The sequence below is a fragment of the Streptomyces canus genome, from assembly GCF_030815415.1.
GTDB classification, from domain to species: Bacteria; Actinomycetota; Actinomycetes; order Streptomycetales; family Streptomycetaceae; genus Streptomyces; species Streptomyces canus_F.
The window spans coordinates 9,221,405-9,239,685 of record NZ_JAUSWW010000001.1; the positions used below are offsets into that span (position 1 = coordinate 9,221,405).

Here is an 18,281-nt window from a genome sequence, read left to right on the forward strand (position 1 = left end):
CACGCGACAAGAAGGGCAATCCCATGAAGGTGGAGCTGGAAGCCGACAAGTGCGTCGCCTCGGGGCAGTGCGTGCTCGCCGCGATGGACGTCTTCGACCAGGACGACGACGGCATCGCGATCCTGCTGGCGGAGGAGGTCGGCGACGAACTCGTCGACGACGTCAAGGAAGCCGTCGCGGTCTGCCCGGCCGCCGCGATCCGACTGGTCCAGCAGTGAACCGGATCGTCGTCGTCGGAGCCTCGGCCGCCGGACTCGCCGCGGCCGAGACCCTCCGCCGCGAGGGCCACACCGGCCCGCTCACCCTCGTCGGCGACGAACCCCTTGCGCCGTACGACCGCCCGCCGTTGTCCAAGCAGCTGCTGTCCGGCGAGTGGCAGCCCGAGCGGCTGGACCTGCGCACCCCTGCGGACCTGACCGCGCTCGGCCTGGACCTGCGCCTCGGCGTCCGTGCGACCGGCCTCGAACTCACCGGGCGCACGGTGCGGCTGGCCGACGGCTCGACGGTGCCGTACGACGGACTGATCCTGGCCACCGGCGTCCGGCCGCGCCGGCTGCCCGGCGAGGGCGCACATGTGCTGCGCACCCTGGATGACGCCCTGACCCTGCGCGACCGGCTGGGCCCGGGGCGGCGGCTGGTCGTGGTCGGCGCCGGATTCCTCGGCGCGGAAGCCGCCGCGGTGGCCTGGCGTCTCGGCGCCGAGGTGGTCGTGCTCGAACCCGCCCCGGTGCCGCTGGCGCACGCCGTCGGCACGGAGGTCGGGCAGGTGCTCTCGCAGGCGCATCTCGAGCGGGGCGTGCGGCTGCGCTGCGGGGTCACGGTCACCGAGGTGACCGAGGACGGGGTGCGGCTCGCGAGCGGCGAAGTGGTCGAGGCCGACGAGGTGCTGGTGGCCATCGGCTCGCTGCCCAACACCGAGTGGCTCGACGGCAGCGGCCTGGCGGTCGGCGACGGAGTGATCTGCGACGAGTACTGCGAAGCCGCGCCGAACGTGTACGCGGCCGGTGACGTCGCCCGCTGGTACAACCCGCTGTTCGGGACGTCGATGCGGATCGAGCACCGCACCAACGCCGCCGAACAGGGCATGGCGGCCGCCCGCAATCTCCTCGCCCCCGAGGAGGCTCGCAAGCCGTTCGCGCCGGTGCCCTACTTCTGGTCCGACCAGTACGACATGAAGATCCAGGCGTACGGCTTCCTGCGCGGCCACGACGAAGTCGCCGTGGTGGAGGGCGACTTGGCCGAACGGCGGTTCGTCGCCGTGTACCGCGCCGGCGACCGTGTGAGCGGCGCCCTCGCGGTCGGCGTGCCGCCCAAGGCGATCCGGCGGTGGCGGCAGTCGATCGTGACCGGCGCGGCATGGAGCGAGACCCTACGATCGGCGCAGCAGTCCGCGTAAACGCGGGCAGTAGATTACTTGAGTTACGCAACAAGATGGTAAAGTGGCTTGCATGGCCACCCCATCGCTCCCCGAGCTCCCCGACGGCCCCGCATCTCCGCAAGTGATCGAGATCGAGCGGGCGCTGACGCGCATCACGTACCTGAGCACGCGCGCCCGGCAGCACGACCGGCTGATGGCCCTGGCCGGCGTGCCGCTGGACCGCGCCGCCGTGGCACTGCTGCGCCAGGTCGCCGACTCCGAGCCGCTGCGCCCGGGGGAGCTGGCCAACCGGCTCGGCGTGGAGGCCTCGCACGTGACCCGTACCGTGCAGCAGCTCCAGAAGACGGGGTACGTCACCCGGGTCCCGGACCCCGACGACCGGCGTGCCCAGCGCATCGAGCTCACCGAGACGGGCCGGCAGGCGATCGACCGGGTCCGGGACGCCGGCGCGCGCGGCATGCAGCTCGCCCTGTCCGAGTGGGCCCCGGAGGAGCTGGGGCAGCTGGCCACCCTCTTCCACCGCATGGTCGACGACTTTCTGGCCTACTCCGTCGACGACGACACGGAGCCGGCGGCCACGGTCTGATCCTCGGCGCCGGGTTCGCGCAGCCCGCACAGCAGGAGCCGGCCCACCGCGGGCAGGGCGACGAGCGGGAGCAGCGCGGTCCGCAGGGACGTGGCGTCGGCGAGTGCCCCCAGGGCGGGCGCGGCCAGCCCGCCGACGCTCACCGTCAGCCCCAGCGTGACACCGCTCGCCGTGCCGACCCGCCGCGGCAGACAGTCCTGGCCGAGCGTGACATGCAGCGAGAACGGCACATACAGGCCGGCCGAGGTGAGCGCGACGAACGCATGGACGAGCGGCCCGGGTACGAGCACCAGCCCCGCGACGGCCAGGACGGTCAGCACGTACGACCACCGTACGACCGCCAGCCGCCCGTACCGGTCCGCGAGCCGCCCGCCGGCCACCGTGCCCACCGCACCCCCGGCGTAGAGCACGCACAGCGCGACCGTGCCGGCCATCTCCCCGCCCCCGGTGCGCTCACGCACGTACAGCGAGACGAACGCGCTCAGCCCGACGAACACGACCGACCGGCAGACGATCGCCCCCGAAAGCCGCAGGAACGATCGCCAGTCGTCGCGGCCGGCGCCGGCGGACACAGGACCGGACACGGAACGGCGCCCGGCCGCGCGGACCGCCGCCGCGAGGGCGGGCACGATCAGCAGGGGAGCGGCGCCCAGACCGCCGAGCCCGACCACGGCCATCACGAGCAGCGGTGCCGCGGCGAAGCCGAGGTTGCCGCCCAGGGCGAACCAGCCCATCGCCGCGTGGCTGCCGCCCGCCGCGGCGCGGGCCGCCCGGGCCGCCTCCGGATGGTAGGCGGCGACCCCGACCCCGGACACGGCGACCGCGGCGAGGGTCAGCGCGTACGAGTCGGTGACCCCGCTCAGCGCCGCCCCGGCCCCGGCGGTCAGCGCGCTCAGCGGCAGCAGCCACGGCATCGCCCACCGGTCGGTGAGCGCCCCGAACAGCGGTTGCACGACGGACGACAACAAGGACGCGGCGAGGACGACGCCCGAGGCGGCGGCGTAGGTGTAGGCGCGCTCGGCGACGAAGTACGGCACCAGAGCGGCCACCGCCCCCTGGTAGACGTCGACGCAGGCGTGCCCCAAGGACAGATGGCGTATCGCGGTCATACCGAGATCGTCGCGAGAGCGGGGCCTGGCGCGCTTTCGATAAACTGCCTACTTGTGCCGGATATCCGCCATACGCCGCAGGCCCCGACCCGTGCCCAGAGCCTGGCCGCCGGGGAGCGCATCGACGCGCACCGGCACGACGACCACCAGATCGTCTACGCCGGCTCCGGCGTCCTGGCCGTCACCACCGATGCCGGCATCTGGTTCGCCCCGGGCAACCGTGCCATCTGGGTCCCCGCGGGCACCGTCCACGCCCACCGCGCCCACGGCCACCTCGACCTGCACCTGGTCGGCCTGGCCGCCGACGACAACCCGCTCGGCCTGGACGCCCCCACCGTCCTCGCCGTGAGCCCCCTCCTGCGCGAACTGATCGTCGCCTACACCCGGGCCCCCGCTGACGACAGCCCCGAACGCCACCGTCTGCTCGCCGTCCTCCGCGACCAGCTGCGCGCCTCGCCCCAGCAGCCCCTGCACCTGCCCGCCGCCACCGACCCGCGCCTGGCCGCCGTCTGCGAGATCCTGCACGCCGACCCCGCCGAACCACGCACCCTGGCCGCCCTCGGCACCGTGACCGGGGCGGGCGAACGCACCCTGAGCCGACTCTTCCGCAGCGAGTTCGGCATGACCTTCCCGCAGTGGCGCACCCAGTCACGCCTCTACCATGCCCTGCGGATGCTGGCCGACGGAACACCCGTCACCACCGTCGCCCACCGCTGCGGCTGGTCGTCCACGAGCGCGTTCATCGAGGTCTTCCGCCGCTCGTTCGGACATACGCCCGGGATCCACAACCGCCTTTCCCCATAGGTGAACAGGCCGCCGTACGAGCTGCTTGTACCGTGCAGTAATATCGCGCGGCAAGCCCCCTAGGAGGAACCGTGCCCCGGTCCCAACGCTCACCCCTGCTGCTGGCCGGTCTGCTGGCCGGCGTAGGGGTCACCCACTTCGCCGCACCGCGCTCGTTCGACGCGACCATCCCGAAGTTCCTGCCGGGATCGCCCAGGACCTGGACCTACGCGAGCGGCGTCGCCGAGTTCGCGCTGGCGGCCGGTCTCATGGCGCCCCGCACCCGCAAGGCCGCCGCCCTGGCCTCGGCCGCCTTCTTCGTCGGGGTCTTCCCGGCGAACGTGAAGATGGCCGTCGACTGGCGCCACCGCCCCACCCCGCAGAAGGCCGCCGCGATCGCCCGGCTGCCGCTTCAGGTGCCCCTCGTCCTGTGGGCCCGCAACGTCGCACGGAACACGGAGAACCAGGCATGAGCGCCCGCACAGACGTCGGCGACAAGATCGAGGACTTCGAACTGCCCGACGAGACCGGCACCCCGCGCAGCCTGAGCTCGCTGCTCGCCGACGGGCCGATCGTCCTGTTCTTCTACCCCGCGGCGATGACCGCCGGCTGCACCGCCGAGGCCTGTCACTTCCGTGATCTGGCGGCCGAGTTCGACGCTGTCGGCGCCCGCCCGGTCGGCATCAGCGGCGACTCCGTGGAGCGCCAGCAGGAGTTCTCCGGCAAGCACACGCTCGGCATGCCGCTGCTGTCCGACGCCGACGGGACGATCCGGGAGCGGTTCGGGGTGAACCGCGGCTTCTCGCTGGCCCCGACCAAGCGGGTCACCTTCGTCATAGCCCAGGACCGGACCGTCCTGGAGGTCGTCCGCAGCGAGCTGCGGATGAACACCCACGCCGACCGGGCCCTCGCCGCTCTGCGCGACCACCGCAAGTGACGTACGAGTCCTGGTAGCCGTACCGAGGTTGTTGCGGTGCGGCAAAGGGACCATCCTGGACGATATGGAGCACGCCTCGGCCGCGGCGATCATCGACGCGCACGGCATGGTGACGGGGTGGAGCGACGGTGCCCGGCGGCTGACCGGATACCCGGCCGAGGAGGCCGTGGGACTCCCGGTGCGAGAGCTGCTCGCCGAGGACCCGTCGCCCGACGTCCTGGCGGCCCGGACCGGCACCGTCGTTCTGCGGCACCGGGACGGCACCCCCGTCGCCCTCCCGCTGCGGGCGTGCGAGGTGCTGGGCCCGGACGGCTCACCCGGCGGGTTCGTGATCACCGCGGAGCAGCCCGGCGGGGCGGAGCCGACCCTCGCGGGGCAGGCCTTCCAGCAGGCTTCCATGTCCATGTCGGTCTTCGATCCGCAGCAGCGCTATCTGCGGCTCAACGACGTGGCCTGCCAGGTGATGGGGGTGCCGGAGGAGGCCCTGCTCGGCCGGTTCTTCCCGGAGACCGTGGAGGACGCCGAGCACAGCCGGGGCTTCAACTGGCATCTTCGGCACGTCGCCGAGACCGGCGAGCCCATCCACTACGAGAGCCACACGCGCGCCCCGTCCGGCAGCCGCTACCACGCCTGGAACATCGAGATGTGGCCCGTCCGCAACGGCGTCGACGACGTGGTCGGGGTCGCCCTGGCCGCCTTCGACAGCACCGAGCAGCACTGGGCCCGCCAGCGCCTGGCCCTGCTGAACGAGGCCGCGGACGCCATCGGCACCACCCTCGACGTGGTCCGCACCGCCGAGGAACTGGTGACGCTCGTCGTCCCCCGGTTCGCCGACTTCACCAGCGTGGACCTCCTCGAATGGGTCCTCGGCCCGGACGAACCGCCCAGCGCCATGCCCCAGGACGTCGTCCTGCGCCGCGTCGCCCACGGCTCCGCCCACGAGGGCACCCCGGAGGCCGCCGTCCACCTCGGCGCGCTGGACGTCTACCCGCCGTACTCCCCGCCCGCGCGGGCCCTGCGCGAGGGCCGGGCCGTGCTCAGCCGGGCCGGTGAGCCGTCCTTCGACCGCTGGGTCCGCGAGCGCAACGCCCGCGCCCCCAAGGGCCGGCCCTACCGCGAAGGCACCCACTCGATGCTGGCCGTACCCCTCCGGGCCCGCGGCATCACTCTGGGTGTCGCCGTGGCCGTCCGTATCGGCCCCTCGGACCCCTACGTCCAGGACGACGCAACCCTCGCCGAGGAGCTGGCCAGTCGCGCGGCCGTCTGTATCGACAACTCGCGCCGCTTCGCCCGTGAGCGCACGACCGCGCTCGCCCTCCAGCACAGCCTGCTGCCCCGGGGACTGCCCGGACAGGCCGCCGTCGAGGTCGCCCACCGCTATCTGCCCTGCGGCTCCCTCGCCGGCGTCGGCGGCGACTGGTTCGACGTCATCCCGCTCTCCGGCAGCCGTGTCGCCCTCGTCGTCGGCGACGTCGTCGGGCACGGCATCACCTCCTCGGCGACGATGGGCCGCCTCTGCACGGCCGTCCGCACCCTCGCCGACGTGGACCTGCCGCCCGACGAACTCCTCACCCACCTCGACGACCTGGTCACCCACCTGGCGGCCTACGACAGCGACGACGACATCGCCGAACTCGGCGCGACCTGCCTCTACGCCGTCTACGACCCCGTATCGCGCCGTCTCACCCTCGCCGCCGCCGGTCACCCGCCGCCCGCCCTGGTCCTGCCCGACGGCAGCGCGGAACTCGTCCCCATGTCCGCGGGACCCCCGCTGGGCGTCGGCGGACTGCCCTTCGAGGCCACCGAGGTGGAACTGCCCGAGGGCGCCGTCGTCGCCCTGTACACCGACGGCCTCATCGAGGACCGCGACCGCGACATCGACCATGCCACCGGTGAGCTCTGCCGCGCCCTCACCGCACGCGCCAGCTCCCTCGACGCCCTCTGCGACACGGTGCTGAAAGCCGTGCTCCCGGAGGAGCCGAGCGACGACGTGGCCCTGCTGCTGGCCCGTACCCGCGCCCTGGGCGCCGACCGGGTCGCCACCTGGGACATCGCCCCCGACCCCGCCCGCGTGGCCGACGCCCGCCAGGCCGCCACCGAGCAACTCACCACATGGGGCCTGGACGAGGCCGGCTTCGTCACCGAACTCGTCGTCAGCGAACTGGTCACCAACGCCATCCGCTACGGAGCCCCGCCCATCCAGCTCCGGCTGATCCGCGACCGCACCCTCATCTGCGAGGTCTCCGACGGCAGTTCCACCTCGCCGCATCTGCGCCGCGCCCACGCCTACGACGAGGGCGGGCGCGGACTGCTGCTGGTCGCCCAGCTCACCCAGCGCTGGGGCAGCAGACAGACCGGCGCCGGCAAGACGATCTGGGCCGAACAGCCGCTGCCCCCGGACTGATCACTCGAAGTCGCAGCCGGGGTTCGGCACGTCCTCGGAGAAAGCCGATCCGTGCGGCAGCACGTACAGTACCTCGAGGACGAGCGGAGTGTCGCCCAGGTTCCGGCCGAGATGGACGTCGCTCGGCCCGCCCGGCTCCCGGACGACGGTGCCCTTCGGATAGACCCCGTCACTGGCGCAGTCGGAGTGGTAGTGGCTGAGCGTGCCCTGCTTCACGTACCCGTACACGGGGCCGCCGTGGTAGTGCCAGCCGGTGGCCTGGCCGGGCGGAACGGTGATCTCTCTGACGGTGTAGTCGGTGCCCCCGACGGTGACCTGGCTGATCAGCCTGGCCGTGACGCCGGGGCCCGGCGGGGTTGCCTGGGCAGTGGTGCCACAGGTGAGGGCGGTGGCCGCGGCCACCGCCCCGGTTACGCCGACGCGGAGCAAGGTGCGCATACAGGGCCTCCTGACGCCTGAGCGGAAGATCGATGACGTTCCGCAGCGAACATAGAGGCAGAGAGCGGCAGTCGGGCCGGATTCGGCAGAACTCAGAACTCCTCGTGCACCTCCGGATCCCCGCCCCGGCGCTCCTGGGTCCGGTCGGCGATCGCCGCCATCTGGTCGGGCCCGAGCTCGAAGCCGAAGATGTCCAGGTTGGTGCGCTGCCGGTCGGGGTTCGACGACTTAGGGATCGGAACCGAGCCGAGCTGTGTGTGCCAGCGCAGGACGGCCTGCCCCGGCGTCACGCCGTGCGCCTCGGCGACCGCGGCGACGACGGGGTCGTCCAGCAGCGTCGAGCCGGGGGCGAGCGGGCTCCAGCTCTCGGTGCGGATGCCCTTGGCGGTGTGGAAGGCACGCAGCTCGTCCTGGCGCAGGAAGGGGTGCAGCTCGATCTGGTTGACGGCGGGCAGGACCCCGGTCTCCTTCTCCAACCGCTCGATGTGCTCCACCGTGAAGTTGGAGACGCCGATGGAACGGACCAGGCCCTCCTCGCGGAGCTTGATCATGGCCCGCCAGGAGTCGACGTACTTGTCGACGCGGGGGAGCGGCCAGTGGATGAGGTAGAGGTCCACGTGGTCCAGGCCGAGGCGGCGGCGGGACTCCTCGAAGGAGGCCAGGGTCTCCTCGTAGCCGTGGTGCCGGCCCGGGAGTTTCGTCGCGACGACGATCTCCTCGCGGGGGACACCGCTGTGGGTGACGCCGAGGCCCACTCCGGCCTCGTTGCCGTAGTTCGTCGCCGTGTCGACCAGGCGGTAGCCGAGCCGAAGGGCCTGCGCCACCGCCCGCTCCGCCTCCGCGTCGTCCATGGGCCAGGTACCCAGGCCGATGGCCGGGAACGTCGTACCGTCGTTGAGCGTGTGTACCGGGTTGTCGATCACTGTCGGACCTTTTCCCTCGATCGTGTCGTCCCCCCAGCCTCGCGGATGACGTAAGTCGTGATCAACCGGACAGGCACTGTCGCCATGACCCGTGATCGCTGACACGATCTTCGGGGACCGGCCGCGGACGACCAACGGAGTACGGATGACGACGAACACGGGCACGGCGGAGGCGGAGCACACCCCGGGGATCGAGGTGAAACCTGTCGCCGGGCACATCGGGGCGGAGATCACGGGTGTCGACCTGGCCGGGGAACTCGACGACGCCGTGGTCGCCGCGATCCGGTCGGCGGTGCTGCGCTGGAAAGTGGTGTTCTTCCGGGAGCAGCGGCTCGATCACGCCGGGCACGTGGCGTTCGCGCGCCGGTTCGGCGAGCCGGTGGTGCTGCGGAAGCGGGGCAGCGCCTCGCCGCCGGGCTTTCCCGAGGTGGAGACGACCGCCGACCGGCTGGAACTGGGCGGCAGGTTCGGCATGGAGCACGACGAGTGGCTCCAGCGACGCCGGCACACCCTGCTGCGCGGCTGGCACTGCGACCACGGCGCCCGTATCGACCCGCCGGCCGCGACGATCCTGCGGGCCGAGACCGTACCGCCGTACGGCGGCGACACGACCTGGTCCAATCTGGCCGCCGCGTACGCCGGACTCTCCGCCCCGGTACGGGAGTTCGTGGACGGACTGCGGGTGGAACACCGGCTGGGCGTCGGCTATCAGTCCCGTCCCGGTGACGACTCCTACGTCCGTCATCTGCTGGACCACCAGGTCGCCTCGCTGCACCCTCTCGTGCGCGTCCACCCCGAGACGGGGGAGCGGATCCTCTACGTCAACGGCTACTACGTCGAGCAGATCGCCGACATCTCCCGAGCCGAGAGCACCGCGATCCTGGACATGCTCCTGGAGCAGGCCGTGCGACCCGAATACACCGTCCGCTTCCGTTGGGAACCGGGCAGCGTGGCCTTTTGGGACAACCGCGCCACCATCCACCTGGCCCCCGGCGACAACGCCCACCTCGGCTTCCCACGGACCATGCACCGGGTGATGCTCGCCGGGGACGTACCGGTGGGCGTGAACGGCAAGCCGTCGGAGCCGATCGGCGGCACCGAGATCGGACGCTGGTGAGGGGTGGGCAGACGGCTTCCGGGCGGCCCCGGCGGGGCTCACCTTCCGGGGCGCTCGCCGGTGTTCGGCCGCTCCACCTGTGAGGCGATCACGGCCGCTTGGACGCGCCGCTGGACGCCCAGCTTGGCCAGCAGTCGGCTGATGTGGTTCTTGACGGTCTTCTCCGACAGGTAGAGCTTCTTGCCGATCTCACGGTTGGTGAGCCCCTCCCCGATCAGCGCGAGAATGTCCCGCTCGCGCGGGGACAGGCTCGCCAGCTCGGGGGACATGCCCGGGCTCTCGGCGGGATCGGCGCGCAGCGAGTGCATCAGCCGGGCCGTGGTCGCGGGGTCCAGCATGGACTGGCCCGAGGCGACGGTGCGCACGGCCGAGACCAGGTCCGAGCCCCGGATCTGCTTGAGGACATAGCCCGAGGCCCCGGCCATGATCGCGTCGAGCAGGGCGTCCTCGTCGTCGAACGAGGTCAGCATCAGACAGGCCAGCTCCGGCATCTGGCTGCGCAGCTCCCGGCAGACCGTGATGCCGTCGCCGTCGGGGAGCCGTACGTCCAGCACGGCGACATGCGGACGCAGCGCCGGGCCGCGCGCGAGTGCGTGCTCGACAGTGCCCGCGTCACCGACGACCGAGATGTCCGGCTCGGAGTCGAGAAGGTCGGTCAGCCCCCGTCGTACGACCTCGTGGTCGTCCAGCAGGAACACGCGGATGGGGTCCTGTTCGCTGAAGGTGTGTGCCTCGGTCATGACGACCCCTCGTTCCCCGGTGGCGGTCGGACAGCGGACCGTCCGTGACCACGATCATTGCTCGCCGGGACCGGATGCACCAGGGCCGTCCGGCCCCGGTCGCCACGGGGCGCGGATGCGGTCACACGGCGCTGCCGGCGCCGTAGGGGGCGTAGAGGTCCAGCAGCCGGACCCGAGCGGAGCGCAGGCGGTGGGCGAGCACGTCGCCGACCCATTGGGCGATGATGTGGCCCATGGCCGGGTCCTCCCGGCACATCATGCGGACGGCTGTGGCATCGAACTCGTACGCCCTTACCAGCGTCGTCGCCGTGGCGCCCAGGTGCCAGGCGTGCGGGGTGAACAGCCAGGACCAGCCGACGAGTTCGTTGTGCCGGAGGATCTCGATCACGGCCGCGCTGCGGCCGGGCACGTGCATGTCGAGCTCGACCGTGCCCGTGCGGATGATCCAGAACCGGTCCGCCTTGCCGCCTTCCTCGAACAGCCGTGCCCCTTGGGGGAACGAGACTTCGCGGGCGACGCGCATGAGCCGCTGCCGGTGCTCGGCGGGCAGGGCCCGCAGCATGCTGGGCGTGGGGGTGGTGATCACGGCGTGCCTCCCGACGGTGTAGGACCTGCCATGCCCAGGCTCCGCCCGCCGACGACGGCGGTCCATGGGCCACCCGGCCCCTGGACCGGGCCGGCCGGCCCCGAGGCCCCGCATGGCCCCGTCTCCGCTACTTCGCCGTGGTCTCCTCGGGGTTCGCTTCGCTCCACTGCCGGTAGGCGGCCACCGCCGTCGGCAGGGTGGGGAAGATGTGGTCGGTGCCGACGGAGTCCGTGAGGCCGTACGCCTCCAGGTCGTCCAGGAGGTCCTGCTTGACCCGGGCCAGGGCGAACACGATGCCGCGCCCGGCGAGTTCGCGGCGCAGTTCGTCGACCGCGTCGAGTGCGGTGATGTCGACCTCCACGTTGGCCTCGGTGTTGAGGACGAACCAGCGGACGGGCCGGGTCTGTTCGTCGACGGCGGCCAGGGCGCGGCGGCGGAAGTCCTCGGCGTTGGCGAAGAACAGCGGTGAGTCGTAGCGGTAGACCAGCAATCCGGGAATCGTGCGGGCCTGCGGGTAGTCGTCGACGTCGTGCATGCCCGCGATCCCGGGCACCAGGCCTTCGACGGCGTCGTGCGGACGGGCCACCCGGACCAGCAGCTCCGCCACCGACAGACCGACGGCGACGAGCACGCCGTAGAGGATGTCGAGGGCGAGCACCCCGGCCAGGCAGCCCAGGGCGAGCAGGAGTTCACGGCGGCGGAAGGACGCCAGGCGGCGGAAGCCCGCGAGGTCGATCATGCGGACGGCGGCGTAGACGACGAGCGCGCCGAGCACGGCGGACGGCGTGCGGGCGAGCAGAGGGCTGAGGAACAGCAGGACGGCGAGGACCACGACACCGGCGACCAGGGAGTACGCCTGACTGCGGGCGCCCGCCGAGGAGGCGAGCGCGGTGCGGCTGGCGCTGCTGCTGACGGGGAAGCCGTGCAGGAGGCCCGCGCCGAGGTTGGCCGCGCCCAGCGCCAGGAATTCCTGGTCGGCGTCGAGGCCGGGGCCCTTGTCCTCCTCGCGTCCGGCGAACGCCCGCGCGGTGAGGACGAAGTCGGTGTACGCGACCAGGAGCACTCCGAGGGCGGGCAGGACGAGATGCGGCACCTCGCTCCAGTCCGGCCACGCGAGGCCGGGCAGGCCGGACGGGACCTCGCCGATCACCTTGATGCCGTACCGGTCGTCGAGGTCGAACACCACCGCGGCCGCCGTGCCCAGAACCACGGCCAGCAGAGGGCCGGGTACGGCGCGGACATACTTGGTCGCCGCGAAGAGGAACGCGAGCACGGCGGCCGAGAGAGCCACTGTGGACAGACGGGCGTCGGGCAAGTTCCCCGCGAAGGACCACAGTTGGGGGAAGAAAGTGGTTCCTGCCGACCCCACGCCGGTGAGTTTCGGCAGCTGGTCGACCATCATGATCAGCGCGACGCCCGCCAGGTAGCCGATCAGGACCGGCCGGGAGAGCAGGTCGGCGAGGAAGCCCAGCCGCACCGCCCGCGCCACCAGGCACAGGAGGCCGACCGTGACCGCGAGGGTGGCCGCCAGGGTCGCGTAGCGCCCGGGGGCGCCGGCCGCCAGGGGGGCGACCACGGTGGCGGTCATCAGCGCGGTCGTGGACTCGGGGCCGACCGAGAGCAGCCGCGAGGAGCCGAGGAGCGCGTACACGCCGAGGGCGGGCAGGATCGCCCACAGTCCGGCGACCGGCGGCAGTCCGGCGACGCCCGCGTACGCCATGACCTGCGGCACCAGATACGCGGCCACGGTGACCCCGGCCAGCAGATCGCCTCGCACCCAGGCACGTCGATAGCCGCTGAGCGGTCCGAGCCCGGGCACCGAACGCCGCCACCCCGGGACGTGTCCACCCGTGCTCCGGGACATGGGCCGCCTCTCTCCGTCCGGTACGGGAGCCCCGGCGATGTGCCGTCGGTGCGCCGAGCTCGATCATGCACCCCGACGGGCCCTGTGGACAGGCCGGACTCCCGTGCGCCTGCCGAACCGGCACCCGCCTGGGCCGGTCGGCCCCGGGTCGGGACATGCGGCCCCTGCCGGGAGCCTCGGCCGGGGACGATGCTGGCATCAGGACCCGATGCAGCGGATTCGGAAGGTGAACCTCATGACCCGCACGATCACCGTCGGTCTGGACGGCTCGGCCGAGAGCCGTGCCGCGGCCGAATGGGCGGCCCGCGAGGCACGGTCGCTCGGCCTGCCGCTGAAGCTGGTCCACGTCTGGGAGCCCGTACCGGAGCCCATGGCACAGGCACCGCTGCGGGGCGCGGAGACGCAGGCGCACTGGACCGAGCGGATCCCGCGGGAGGCGGCCGCGGGCCTCCGGTTGCGCCATCCCGGCCTCGATGTGACCACCGAGCAGCTGTCCGGTCATCCCGCGGACGTTCTGGCGAGCGCGGCGAAGGACGCCGAACTGCTGGTGCTGGGCTCTCGCGGGCTGAGCGGGATCGGCGGGTTCATGGTCGGCTCGGTCGGCCTGTCGGTCGTGGCGCACGCCGAGCGGCCGGTCGTCCTGGTCCGGGCCGGTGAGCAGGCCGCCAACGAGCACGAGATGGATCCCGTCGGCATCCCGTCCGCGGCCACCGCTTTCCGGCCCGTCGTCCTCGGCCTCGACATCGGGAGCCCGGACGAGGAGCTGCTCGGGTTCGCGTTCGCCGCAGCGGCCCGCCGTGCCACGTCCCTGCGGGTCGTCCACGGCTGGAACCCGCCCCCGTACTACGCCTACGGGCTCGCCTCGGACCTCGAACTCCATGGAGAACTGGCCCGACGCGAGGCCACCGCGCTGGCCGAGGTCCTGTCGCCGTGGCGCAAGAAGCACCCGGACGTCGAGATCACGGAGGAGTCCCCCTACGGCACCCCCGGCAACCATCTCGTCGACGCCTCCCGCGAGGCCTCGCTGGTTGTCGTCGGCCGCCGTATCCGCCGCAGCCCGTTCGGCGCCCACATCGGCCCTGTCACGCACACCGTCCTGCACCACTCCGCCGCCCCCGTCGCCGTCGTCCCCCACTCCTGAGGAGGAGCAGCCATGCAGGCAGCGGCCGGACGCACCCGAGTGATCCGATTCGACCTCGGTACGGGAAGGTGAGGGCGATGGACCTGCCGGTCGTCGTCGGGGTGGACGGTTCCGAGTCGGGCCTGCGCGCAGTCGACTGGGCCGCCGACGAGGCCGTCCGGCGCGGGGCGCCGCTGCGCCTCGTGTACGCCTCGCTGTGGGAGCGGTACGAGGGCGCCCGGCTCGCCGGGGACCCGGGCGAGCCGTATGAGCGGTTGCGGGCCGAGGACATCGTCGAGACCGCGGCCCGTCGTGCCCACGGTCGCCGGCCCGACCTGAAGATCTCCACCGAGGTGGTGGCCGAGGAGCCCGAGTACGTGCTGGTGAGGGAGAGCAGGAGCGCCTCGTTGTTGGTGACGGGCAGCCGAGGCCGCAGCGCCCTCGCCGAGGCTCTGTCGGGTTCCGTGAGCTTGACCGTGGCGGGTCACGCGCACTGCCCGATGGTCGTCGTGCGGGGCAGCCATGACAACCAGGCCCGGACCGGCACGCACGGTCGTGTCGTCGTCGGGGTCGCGGAGAAGCCGACGGGCTCGGCAGCGCTGGGCTTCGCCTACGAGGAGGCGCGGCGACGTGGGGTGCCGCTGGAGGCCGTACGGGCCTGGCGGTGCCCCGCGCACGAAACCACCGGCCATCCGCTGCTCGCCGCAGAGCCCGCCAGGCTGCACGAACAGCGGGCGGCCGAGCAACTCGAAGCGGCACTCCAGGACGCCCCGGCCGATGTAGAGCTGCACCGCCGCACCGTCGAGGGCCACACCCGGACCGCACTGGTGAACGCCTCGCGCGACGCCGACCTCCTGGTCATCGGAGCCCGGCGCCATCAACGCCACTTCGGGCTCCAACTGGGCCGGGTGGCCCATGGAGTACTGCACCACTCCGCCTGCCCGGTCGCCATCGTGCCCGTGACCTGCACGACCTGGCGATCCAGCGGCTGTTCGCCACGGGCATGACCCTGCAGAGCGCGGGCCGCTTCATCGATCACCCCGAGGCCTCCGAGCGCGTGGTGCGCGCCGTGGACGATCTCGACGAGACCATCAAGATCATCAGGTCGACGATCTTCGGTCTGCGGGCGCGCGGGGGCGTCGGCGGCGCCGGTCTGCGGGCGCGCGGGGGCGTCGGCGGCGCCGGTCTGCGGGCGCGTGCGGTGCGGATCGTGGGCGAGGCGGCGCCGGTGCTGGGCTTCGCGCCCAGCGTGCGGATGGAGGGGTTGCTGGACACCCGGGTGTCGCGCGAGATCGCCGACCATGTGGTGGCGGTGCTCTCCGAGGCGCTCACCAACATCGCCCGGCACGCGCGGGCCGGGCGCGCCGACGTCGTGCTCACGGAGGACTCCCGCCATGTGCGCCTCACCATCTCCGACGACGGCGTCGGCATCCCGTCCGAGGGTCGTCGCAGCGGGTTGCGCAACATGGCGGAGCGGGCCCAGCAGCTGGGCGGGGAACTGGAGTTGAGCCGCTTGCCGGACGGCGGCACCGCGTTGGTGTGGTGGGTGCCGGTGCCGGCGGAGTAGGGGATTCGGAAGAGGCGGACACCGCCCGCGCGGCGCCCTGCCGCCGTCAGACCGGCCGGGCGCCGCCTCCTGGACGGGCCCGCGTCAGGCGGACGGCTGCCAGCCGAGCGCCGGTCCGAGCCGTGTGGCCATGTCCGTGAGGATCTGCACATAGTCCTCGTGGTCGAAGGTGAACGGCAGCGCGAAGGCGACCTCGTCGACCTCGCGGAACGCGACGTGCGCGTGCAGCCGTTCGGCGATCTCGGCCGAGGTGCCGACGATGTCCGGCGCGAACATCAGACGGGCCGGGCCCTGCGGCGACGTGGTGCGAGGGGTGCGCTTTTCCGCGTACTCCTCGTACCGCGCGCGCTGTTCGGGTGTGGCCGAGTCGGTGGGAATGACGACCAGGCCCTGGGAGACGCGAGCGGTCTCGCCGTCGGGGTGGTGGTCACGGAAGGCCCGGATGTGGGAGAGCTGGATCCGGGCGAAGTCCGTTGTCTCCTCCGGGGCTTCGGCCTTGACGACGCTGCTGGTCAGGAAGTTCATGCCGTGCTCACCGGCCCAGCGCGCCGAACTCAGACTGCCGCCGCCGTACCAGAGGCGCCGGCCAAGACCGGGGGAGTGCGGCTGCACCCGGTCGGAGAACACCTCGAAGCCCTCGACGCCGCTGAAGTCGGTCGCCGGCTTGCCGCGCATGAAGTCCAGCAGCCGCCGCACCCGCTCGTAGGAGAAGTCCTCGACGTCGGCGGTGTCCGGGTAGAGCGCGCCCTTGACCTGGTCGTAGTGCATCGGCGGGCCCACGCTCACGCCCGGGTTGATCCGGCCGCCGGACAGGAGGTCGACCGTCGCCAGGTCCTCGGCCAGCCGCAGCGGGTTCTCCCAGCCGAGCGGGATGACCGCGGTGCCGAGCTCGATACGGCTCGTGCGCTGCGAGGCCGCCGCCATGACGGCGACCGGGGAGGAGATGCCGTACTGGAGGTGCCGGTGGCGCAGCCAGGCGCTGTCGAAGCCGAGCCGCTCGCCCAGCTCGATGATCTCCAGCGTGGACTCGTGGCCGCGGCGCGGATCCGCGTCGTCGAAGAGGCCGATGGTCAAGAAGCCCAGCTTGCGCAACGGGCGAGAGGTGGGGGGCACCGGCTCCTCCAGGTGAGCACCGATCGACGTCGTACAGCTGGGGCAACTTGATCGGGGCCCGCGATGTTCCCCGCCGCCGCGATCAGATCAGGGGGATGGTGACCTCGTCCTCGACCGGCGGGTCCAGCTCCTGGCGGAGATTGCCCGTGGCCGCGTGGCAGCGCAGTCGGATCGCCTCCGGGGTGACGTCCAGGCGCAGGAAGCACTTGAAGAACGGCGGGCTGTAGGTTGCCGAGCTGGGGGAGAACAGCTGCGTGTAGATCTTGCGGACCGGGAGCCGGAACCGCGAGGTGCGGTCGGGGCGGCCGCCCGCGCCCAGCAGACTGGCGACCAGACGGGTGCGGAAGGTCACGCGGGCGGGCCGGCCCGGGGAGCGGGTCAGGGGGATGCCCAGGCGCTCGGCGATCACGGCCGCCGCGTCTGCCTCGGTGAGGGTGAAGAAGCGGCGCAGCCGCAGTCGGCGCCCGTACAGGGTGCTGTAGAAGGCGAGGGAGTCGCCGCGCAGCGGATAGCAGCGGAAGTCCTGCTCCGTGACGTTCGCGACGGAGACGCGCGGGATGGTGTGGGTGGCGTGCATGAAGGCACCGCCGCCTCCCGAGACGACGTACTGGATGGTGCGGCCGTCCACGTCGACGGGGTAGCGCTGGTAGTTGTGGATGTCGCCGCCTATCGCCGCGACGTAGTGGTGCTCAGGGTCGCGGACGATGTCGTCGACCGTGCCGCCCCCGTCGATGGGGCAGGGGTGGTGCTCCCCGTCCACGTACAGGGGCGATCCGGTGATGAGGAGCTTCGGGCGCGGGCCCTGGGACACCTCGCGGAGCCACGCGCCCTGCTCGGCGTCGATCGTCCCCAGCAGTCCGGTGTCGATGCCTATGATCCGCACCGGCCCGGCGTCGATCGCCCAGTACGGACCGGGCTGGACCGCCTGTTGGCTGCTCGCGGAACGCAACCGCCGTGCCTGGTCCAGGCGTTGTCCGTCGCACGGGTTCGGACGGTGCCAGAGCAGGGAGCGCAGCCAGGCCCGGCTGAGAGGGCGCGGCCTGGGCTCGGGGGTGAGGGCCGGGGTGTCGGCGCAGAAGACGCGCATGAACGCGCCGAGGTCCTCGTACCAGTCGTGGTTGCCCGGTATCGCGTATATGGGCGCCGGGTAGTCCCGGTACGGGCGGAAGAACTTCGTGTCGTAGTCGTCGGCGCTGCCCACCGGGTAGATCACGTCACTGGCGACGACGGAGAAACGGGTGTCCTGACTGACCTTCAGGAAGCCGGGCACGACGGCGTACTGGGGCGCGTCGCCCTCTCCGGTGTCGCCGATCACCATGAAGGAGAACCGGTCCGGGTCGTCCCGCCGGATCACCTTGTCCGCGGGCGCTCCGGCCGCCGCCCGCTGGGCCACCCAACGGCTGCGGGTACGGCCGGTGGGGTCCCCGAACCAGGAGGCCAGCAGGCCGTTGCGGGCCGCCCACAGGGTCCGCGGGTCGAGCCACGAGAGCTTCTCGACCCTGGGCGGCATCAGCTGCTCGTACGCGCCGGGTTCTGCGGCGCCCCAGCCGGCGCCCTCGGCGGTATCGCGTGATGAGTCAGACACCGGTGCACCGTAACAATGGGCCGGCGGGGGC

Annotated in this window: 18 protein-coding genes and 1 pseudogene; 11 read left to right on the plus strand and 8 right to left on the minus strand. The window is 72.4% G+C overall.

Translation table 11 applies throughout. The annotated features are described in order from the left end of the window. Positions 1-23 precede the first annotated feature (23 nt). Genes QF037_RS42725 through QF037_RS42735 form a run of 3 tightly spaced genes read left to right on the plus strand, consistent with a single transcriptional unit; the run spans position 24 to position 1,964 of the window. Positions 24-218, plus strand: a complete 195-nt coding sequence (locus QF037_RS42725; protein ID WP_266896992.1) for a ferredoxin — start codon at positions 24-26, stop codon at positions 216-218. Beyond that, the gene (locus tag QF037_RS42730; protein ID WP_307034848.1) at positions 215-1,396 is read left to right on the plus strand and encodes an NAD(P)/FAD-dependent oxidoreductase; all 1,182 of its coding nucleotides are present in this window, start codon (positions 215-217) and stop codon (positions 1,394-1,396) included. Before QF037_RS42725 ends, QF037_RS42730 begins: the two co-directional genes overlap by 4 nt. Positions 1,397-1,448: 52 nt before the next feature. Next, the gene (locus QF037_RS42735) at positions 1,449-1,964 is read left to right on the plus strand and encodes a MarR family winged helix-turn-helix transcriptional regulator (protein WP_307034850.1); all 516 of its coding nucleotides are present in this window, start codon (positions 1,449-1,451) and stop codon (positions 1,962-1,964) included. Here the strand turns inward: QF037_RS42735 and QF037_RS42740 are convergent. Continuing rightward, complete coding sequence (locus QF037_RS42740; RefSeq protein WP_307034852.1) at positions 1,922-3,073, minus strand: MFS transporter; 1,152 nt, start codon at positions 3,071-3,073, stop codon at positions 1,922-1,924. The two genes, QF037_RS42735 and QF037_RS42740, sit on opposite strands and share 43 nt — an antisense overlap. A 54-nt stretch (positions 3,074-3,127) precedes the next feature. Between QF037_RS42740 and QF037_RS42745 the strand changes: the two genes are divergently transcribed. The 4 genes from QF037_RS42745 (at position 3,128) to QF037_RS42760 (ending at position 7,197) form a co-directional block, all read left to right on the plus strand. Next, positions 3,128-3,877: an AraC family transcriptional regulator gene (locus tag QF037_RS42745; RefSeq protein WP_307034855.1), complete on the plus strand. Its 750-nt coding sequence runs from the start codon at positions 3,128-3,130 to the stop codon at positions 3,875-3,877. Positions 3,878-3,948: 71 nt separating this feature from the next. Further along, entirely contained in the window at positions 3,949-4,329 is a 381-nt protein-coding gene (locus tag QF037_RS42750; protein WP_307034857.1) for a DoxX family protein, read from the plus strand. Further along, positions 4,326-4,793 carry a peroxiredoxin gene (locus QF037_RS42755; RefSeq protein WP_307034859.1) on the plus strand — a complete coding sequence of 156 codons (468 nt, stop codon included), beginning with the start codon at positions 4,326-4,328 and terminating at the stop codon, positions 4,791-4,793. The genes QF037_RS42750 and QF037_RS42755 overlap by 4 nt, the downstream gene beginning before the upstream one ends. A 64-nt stretch (positions 4,794-4,857) precedes the next feature. Continuing rightward, on the plus strand, positions 4,858-7,197 hold the full coding sequence (locus QF037_RS42760) for a SpoIIE family protein phosphatase (RefSeq protein ID WP_307034861.1): 2,340 nt from the start codon (positions 4,858-4,860) through the stop codon (positions 7,195-7,197). Here QF037_RS42760 and QF037_RS42765 read toward each other — a convergent pair whose 3' ends face one another. Both QF037_RS42765 and QF037_RS42770 read right to left on the minus strand, forming a co-directional pair. Further along, positions 7,198-7,635, minus strand: a complete 438-nt coding sequence (locus QF037_RS42765) for a cupin domain-containing protein (protein WP_307034864.1) — start codon at positions 7,633-7,635, stop codon at positions 7,198-7,200. 92 nt (positions 7,636-7,727) lie between these two features. After that, positions 7,728-8,558, minus strand: a complete 831-nt coding sequence (locus QF037_RS42770) for an aldo/keto reductase (RefSeq protein WP_307034866.1) — start codon at positions 8,556-8,558, stop codon at positions 7,728-7,730. A gap of 145 nt (positions 8,559-8,703) precedes the next feature. Between QF037_RS42770 and QF037_RS42775 the strand changes: the two genes are divergently transcribed. Further along, on the plus strand, positions 8,704-9,675 hold the full coding sequence (locus QF037_RS42775) for a TauD/TfdA dioxygenase family protein (RefSeq protein ID WP_307034867.1): 972 nt from the start codon (positions 8,704-8,706) through the stop codon (positions 9,673-9,675). Positions 9,676-9,713: 38 nt separating this feature from the next. Here QF037_RS42775 and QF037_RS42780 read toward each other — a convergent pair whose 3' ends face one another. The 3 genes from QF037_RS42780 to QF037_RS42790 form a co-directional block, all read right to left on the minus strand. Then, positions 9,714-10,415, minus strand: a complete 702-nt coding sequence (locus QF037_RS42780) for a response regulator (RefSeq protein ID WP_307034869.1) — start codon at positions 10,413-10,415, stop codon at positions 9,714-9,716. A gap of 121 nt (positions 10,416-10,536) precedes the next feature. After that, entirely contained in the window at positions 10,537-11,001 is a 465-nt protein-coding gene (locus tag QF037_RS42785) for a cyclic nucleotide-binding domain-containing protein (RefSeq protein ID WP_307034871.1), read from the minus strand. A gap of 127 nt (positions 11,002-11,128) precedes the next feature. Beyond that, on the minus strand, positions 11,129-12,865 hold the full coding sequence (locus QF037_RS42790) for a SulP family inorganic anion transporter (RefSeq protein ID WP_307034873.1): 1,737 nt from the start codon (positions 12,863-12,865) through the stop codon (positions 11,129-11,131). Positions 12,866-13,100: 235 nt separating this feature from the next. Between QF037_RS42790 and QF037_RS42795 the strand changes: the two genes are divergently transcribed. The 3 genes and pseudogenes from QF037_RS42795 to QF037_RS42805 all read left to right on the plus strand — a co-directional run. After that, the gene (locus QF037_RS42795) at positions 13,101-14,006 is read left to right on the plus strand and encodes a universal stress protein (protein ID WP_307034875.1); all 906 of its coding nucleotides are present in this window, start codon (positions 13,101-13,103) and stop codon (positions 14,004-14,006) included. Between the two features lie 77 nt (positions 14,007-14,083). Beyond that, on the plus strand, positions 14,084-14,992 hold the full coding sequence (locus QF037_RS42800; protein WP_307034877.1) for a universal stress protein: 909 nt from the start codon (positions 14,084-14,086) through the stop codon (positions 14,990-14,992). After that, positions 14,941-15,552 (plus strand): annotated as a pseudogene (locus tag QF037_RS42805) (sensor histidine kinase); the annotation flags it as partial. The gene QF037_RS42800 and the pseudogene QF037_RS42805, both read left to right, overlap by 52 nt. 84 nt (positions 15,553-15,636) lie before the next feature. Here QF037_RS42805 and QF037_RS42810 read toward each other — a convergent pair. Next, entirely contained in the window at positions 15,637-16,665 is a 1,029-nt protein-coding gene (locus tag QF037_RS42810; protein WP_307034880.1) for an LLM class flavin-dependent oxidoreductase, read from the minus strand. Between the two features lie 82 nt (positions 16,666-16,747). Further along, the gene (locus QF037_RS42815; protein WP_307034882.1) at positions 16,748-18,250 is read right to left on the minus strand and encodes a metallophosphoesterase family protein; all 1,503 of its coding nucleotides are present in this window, start codon (positions 18,248-18,250) and stop codon (positions 16,748-16,750) included. Between the last annotated feature and the right edge of the window lie 31 nt (positions 18,251-18,281).

What these genes read in the sequence shown, in the direction of transcription:
- QF037_RS42755 (WP_307034859.1), top strand. Translation starts at nt 4,326, where the DNA reads ATGAGCGCCCGCACAGACGTCGGCGACAAGATCGAGGACTTCGAACTG.
- QF037_RS42775 (WP_307034867.1), top strand. Translation starts at nt 8,704, where the DNA reads ATGACGACGAACACGGGCACGGCGGAGGCGGAGCACACCCCGGGGATC.
- QF037_RS42725 (WP_266896992.1), top strand. Translation starts at nt 24, where the DNA reads ATGAAGGTGGAGCTGGAAGCCGACAAGTGCGTCGCCTCGGGGCAGTGC.
- QF037_RS42740 (WP_307034852.1), bottom strand. Translation starts at nt 3,073, where the DNA reads ATGACCGCGATACGCCATCTGTCCTTGGGGCACGCCTGCGTCGACGTC.
- QF037_RS42795 (WP_307034875.1), top strand. Translation starts at nt 13,101, where the DNA reads ATGACCCGCACGATCACCGTCGGTCTGGACGGCTCGGCCGAGAGCCGT.
- QF037_RS42760 (WP_307034861.1), top strand. Translation starts at nt 4,858, where the DNA reads ATGGAGCACGCCTCGGCCGCGGCGATCATCGACGCGCACGGCATGGTG.
- QF037_RS42800 (WP_307034877.1), top strand. Translation starts at nt 14,084, where the DNA reads ATGGACCTGCCGGTCGTCGTCGGGGTGGACGGTTCCGAGTCGGGCCTG.
- QF037_RS42780 (WP_307034869.1), bottom strand. Translation starts at nt 10,415, where the DNA reads ATGACCGAGGCACACACCTTCAGCGAACAGGACCCCATCCGCGTGTTC.
- QF037_RS42790 (WP_307034873.1), bottom strand. Translation starts at nt 12,865, where the DNA reads ATGTCCCGGAGCACGGGTGGACACGTCCCGGGGTGGCGGCGTTCGGTG.
- QF037_RS42765 (WP_307034864.1), bottom strand. Translation starts at nt 7,635, where the DNA reads ATGCGCACCTTGCTCCGCGTCGGCGTAACCGGGGCGGTGGCCGCGGCC.
- QF037_RS42735 (WP_307034850.1), top strand. Translation starts at nt 1,449, where the DNA reads ATGGCCACCCCATCGCTCCCCGAGCTCCCCGACGGCCCCGCATCTCCG.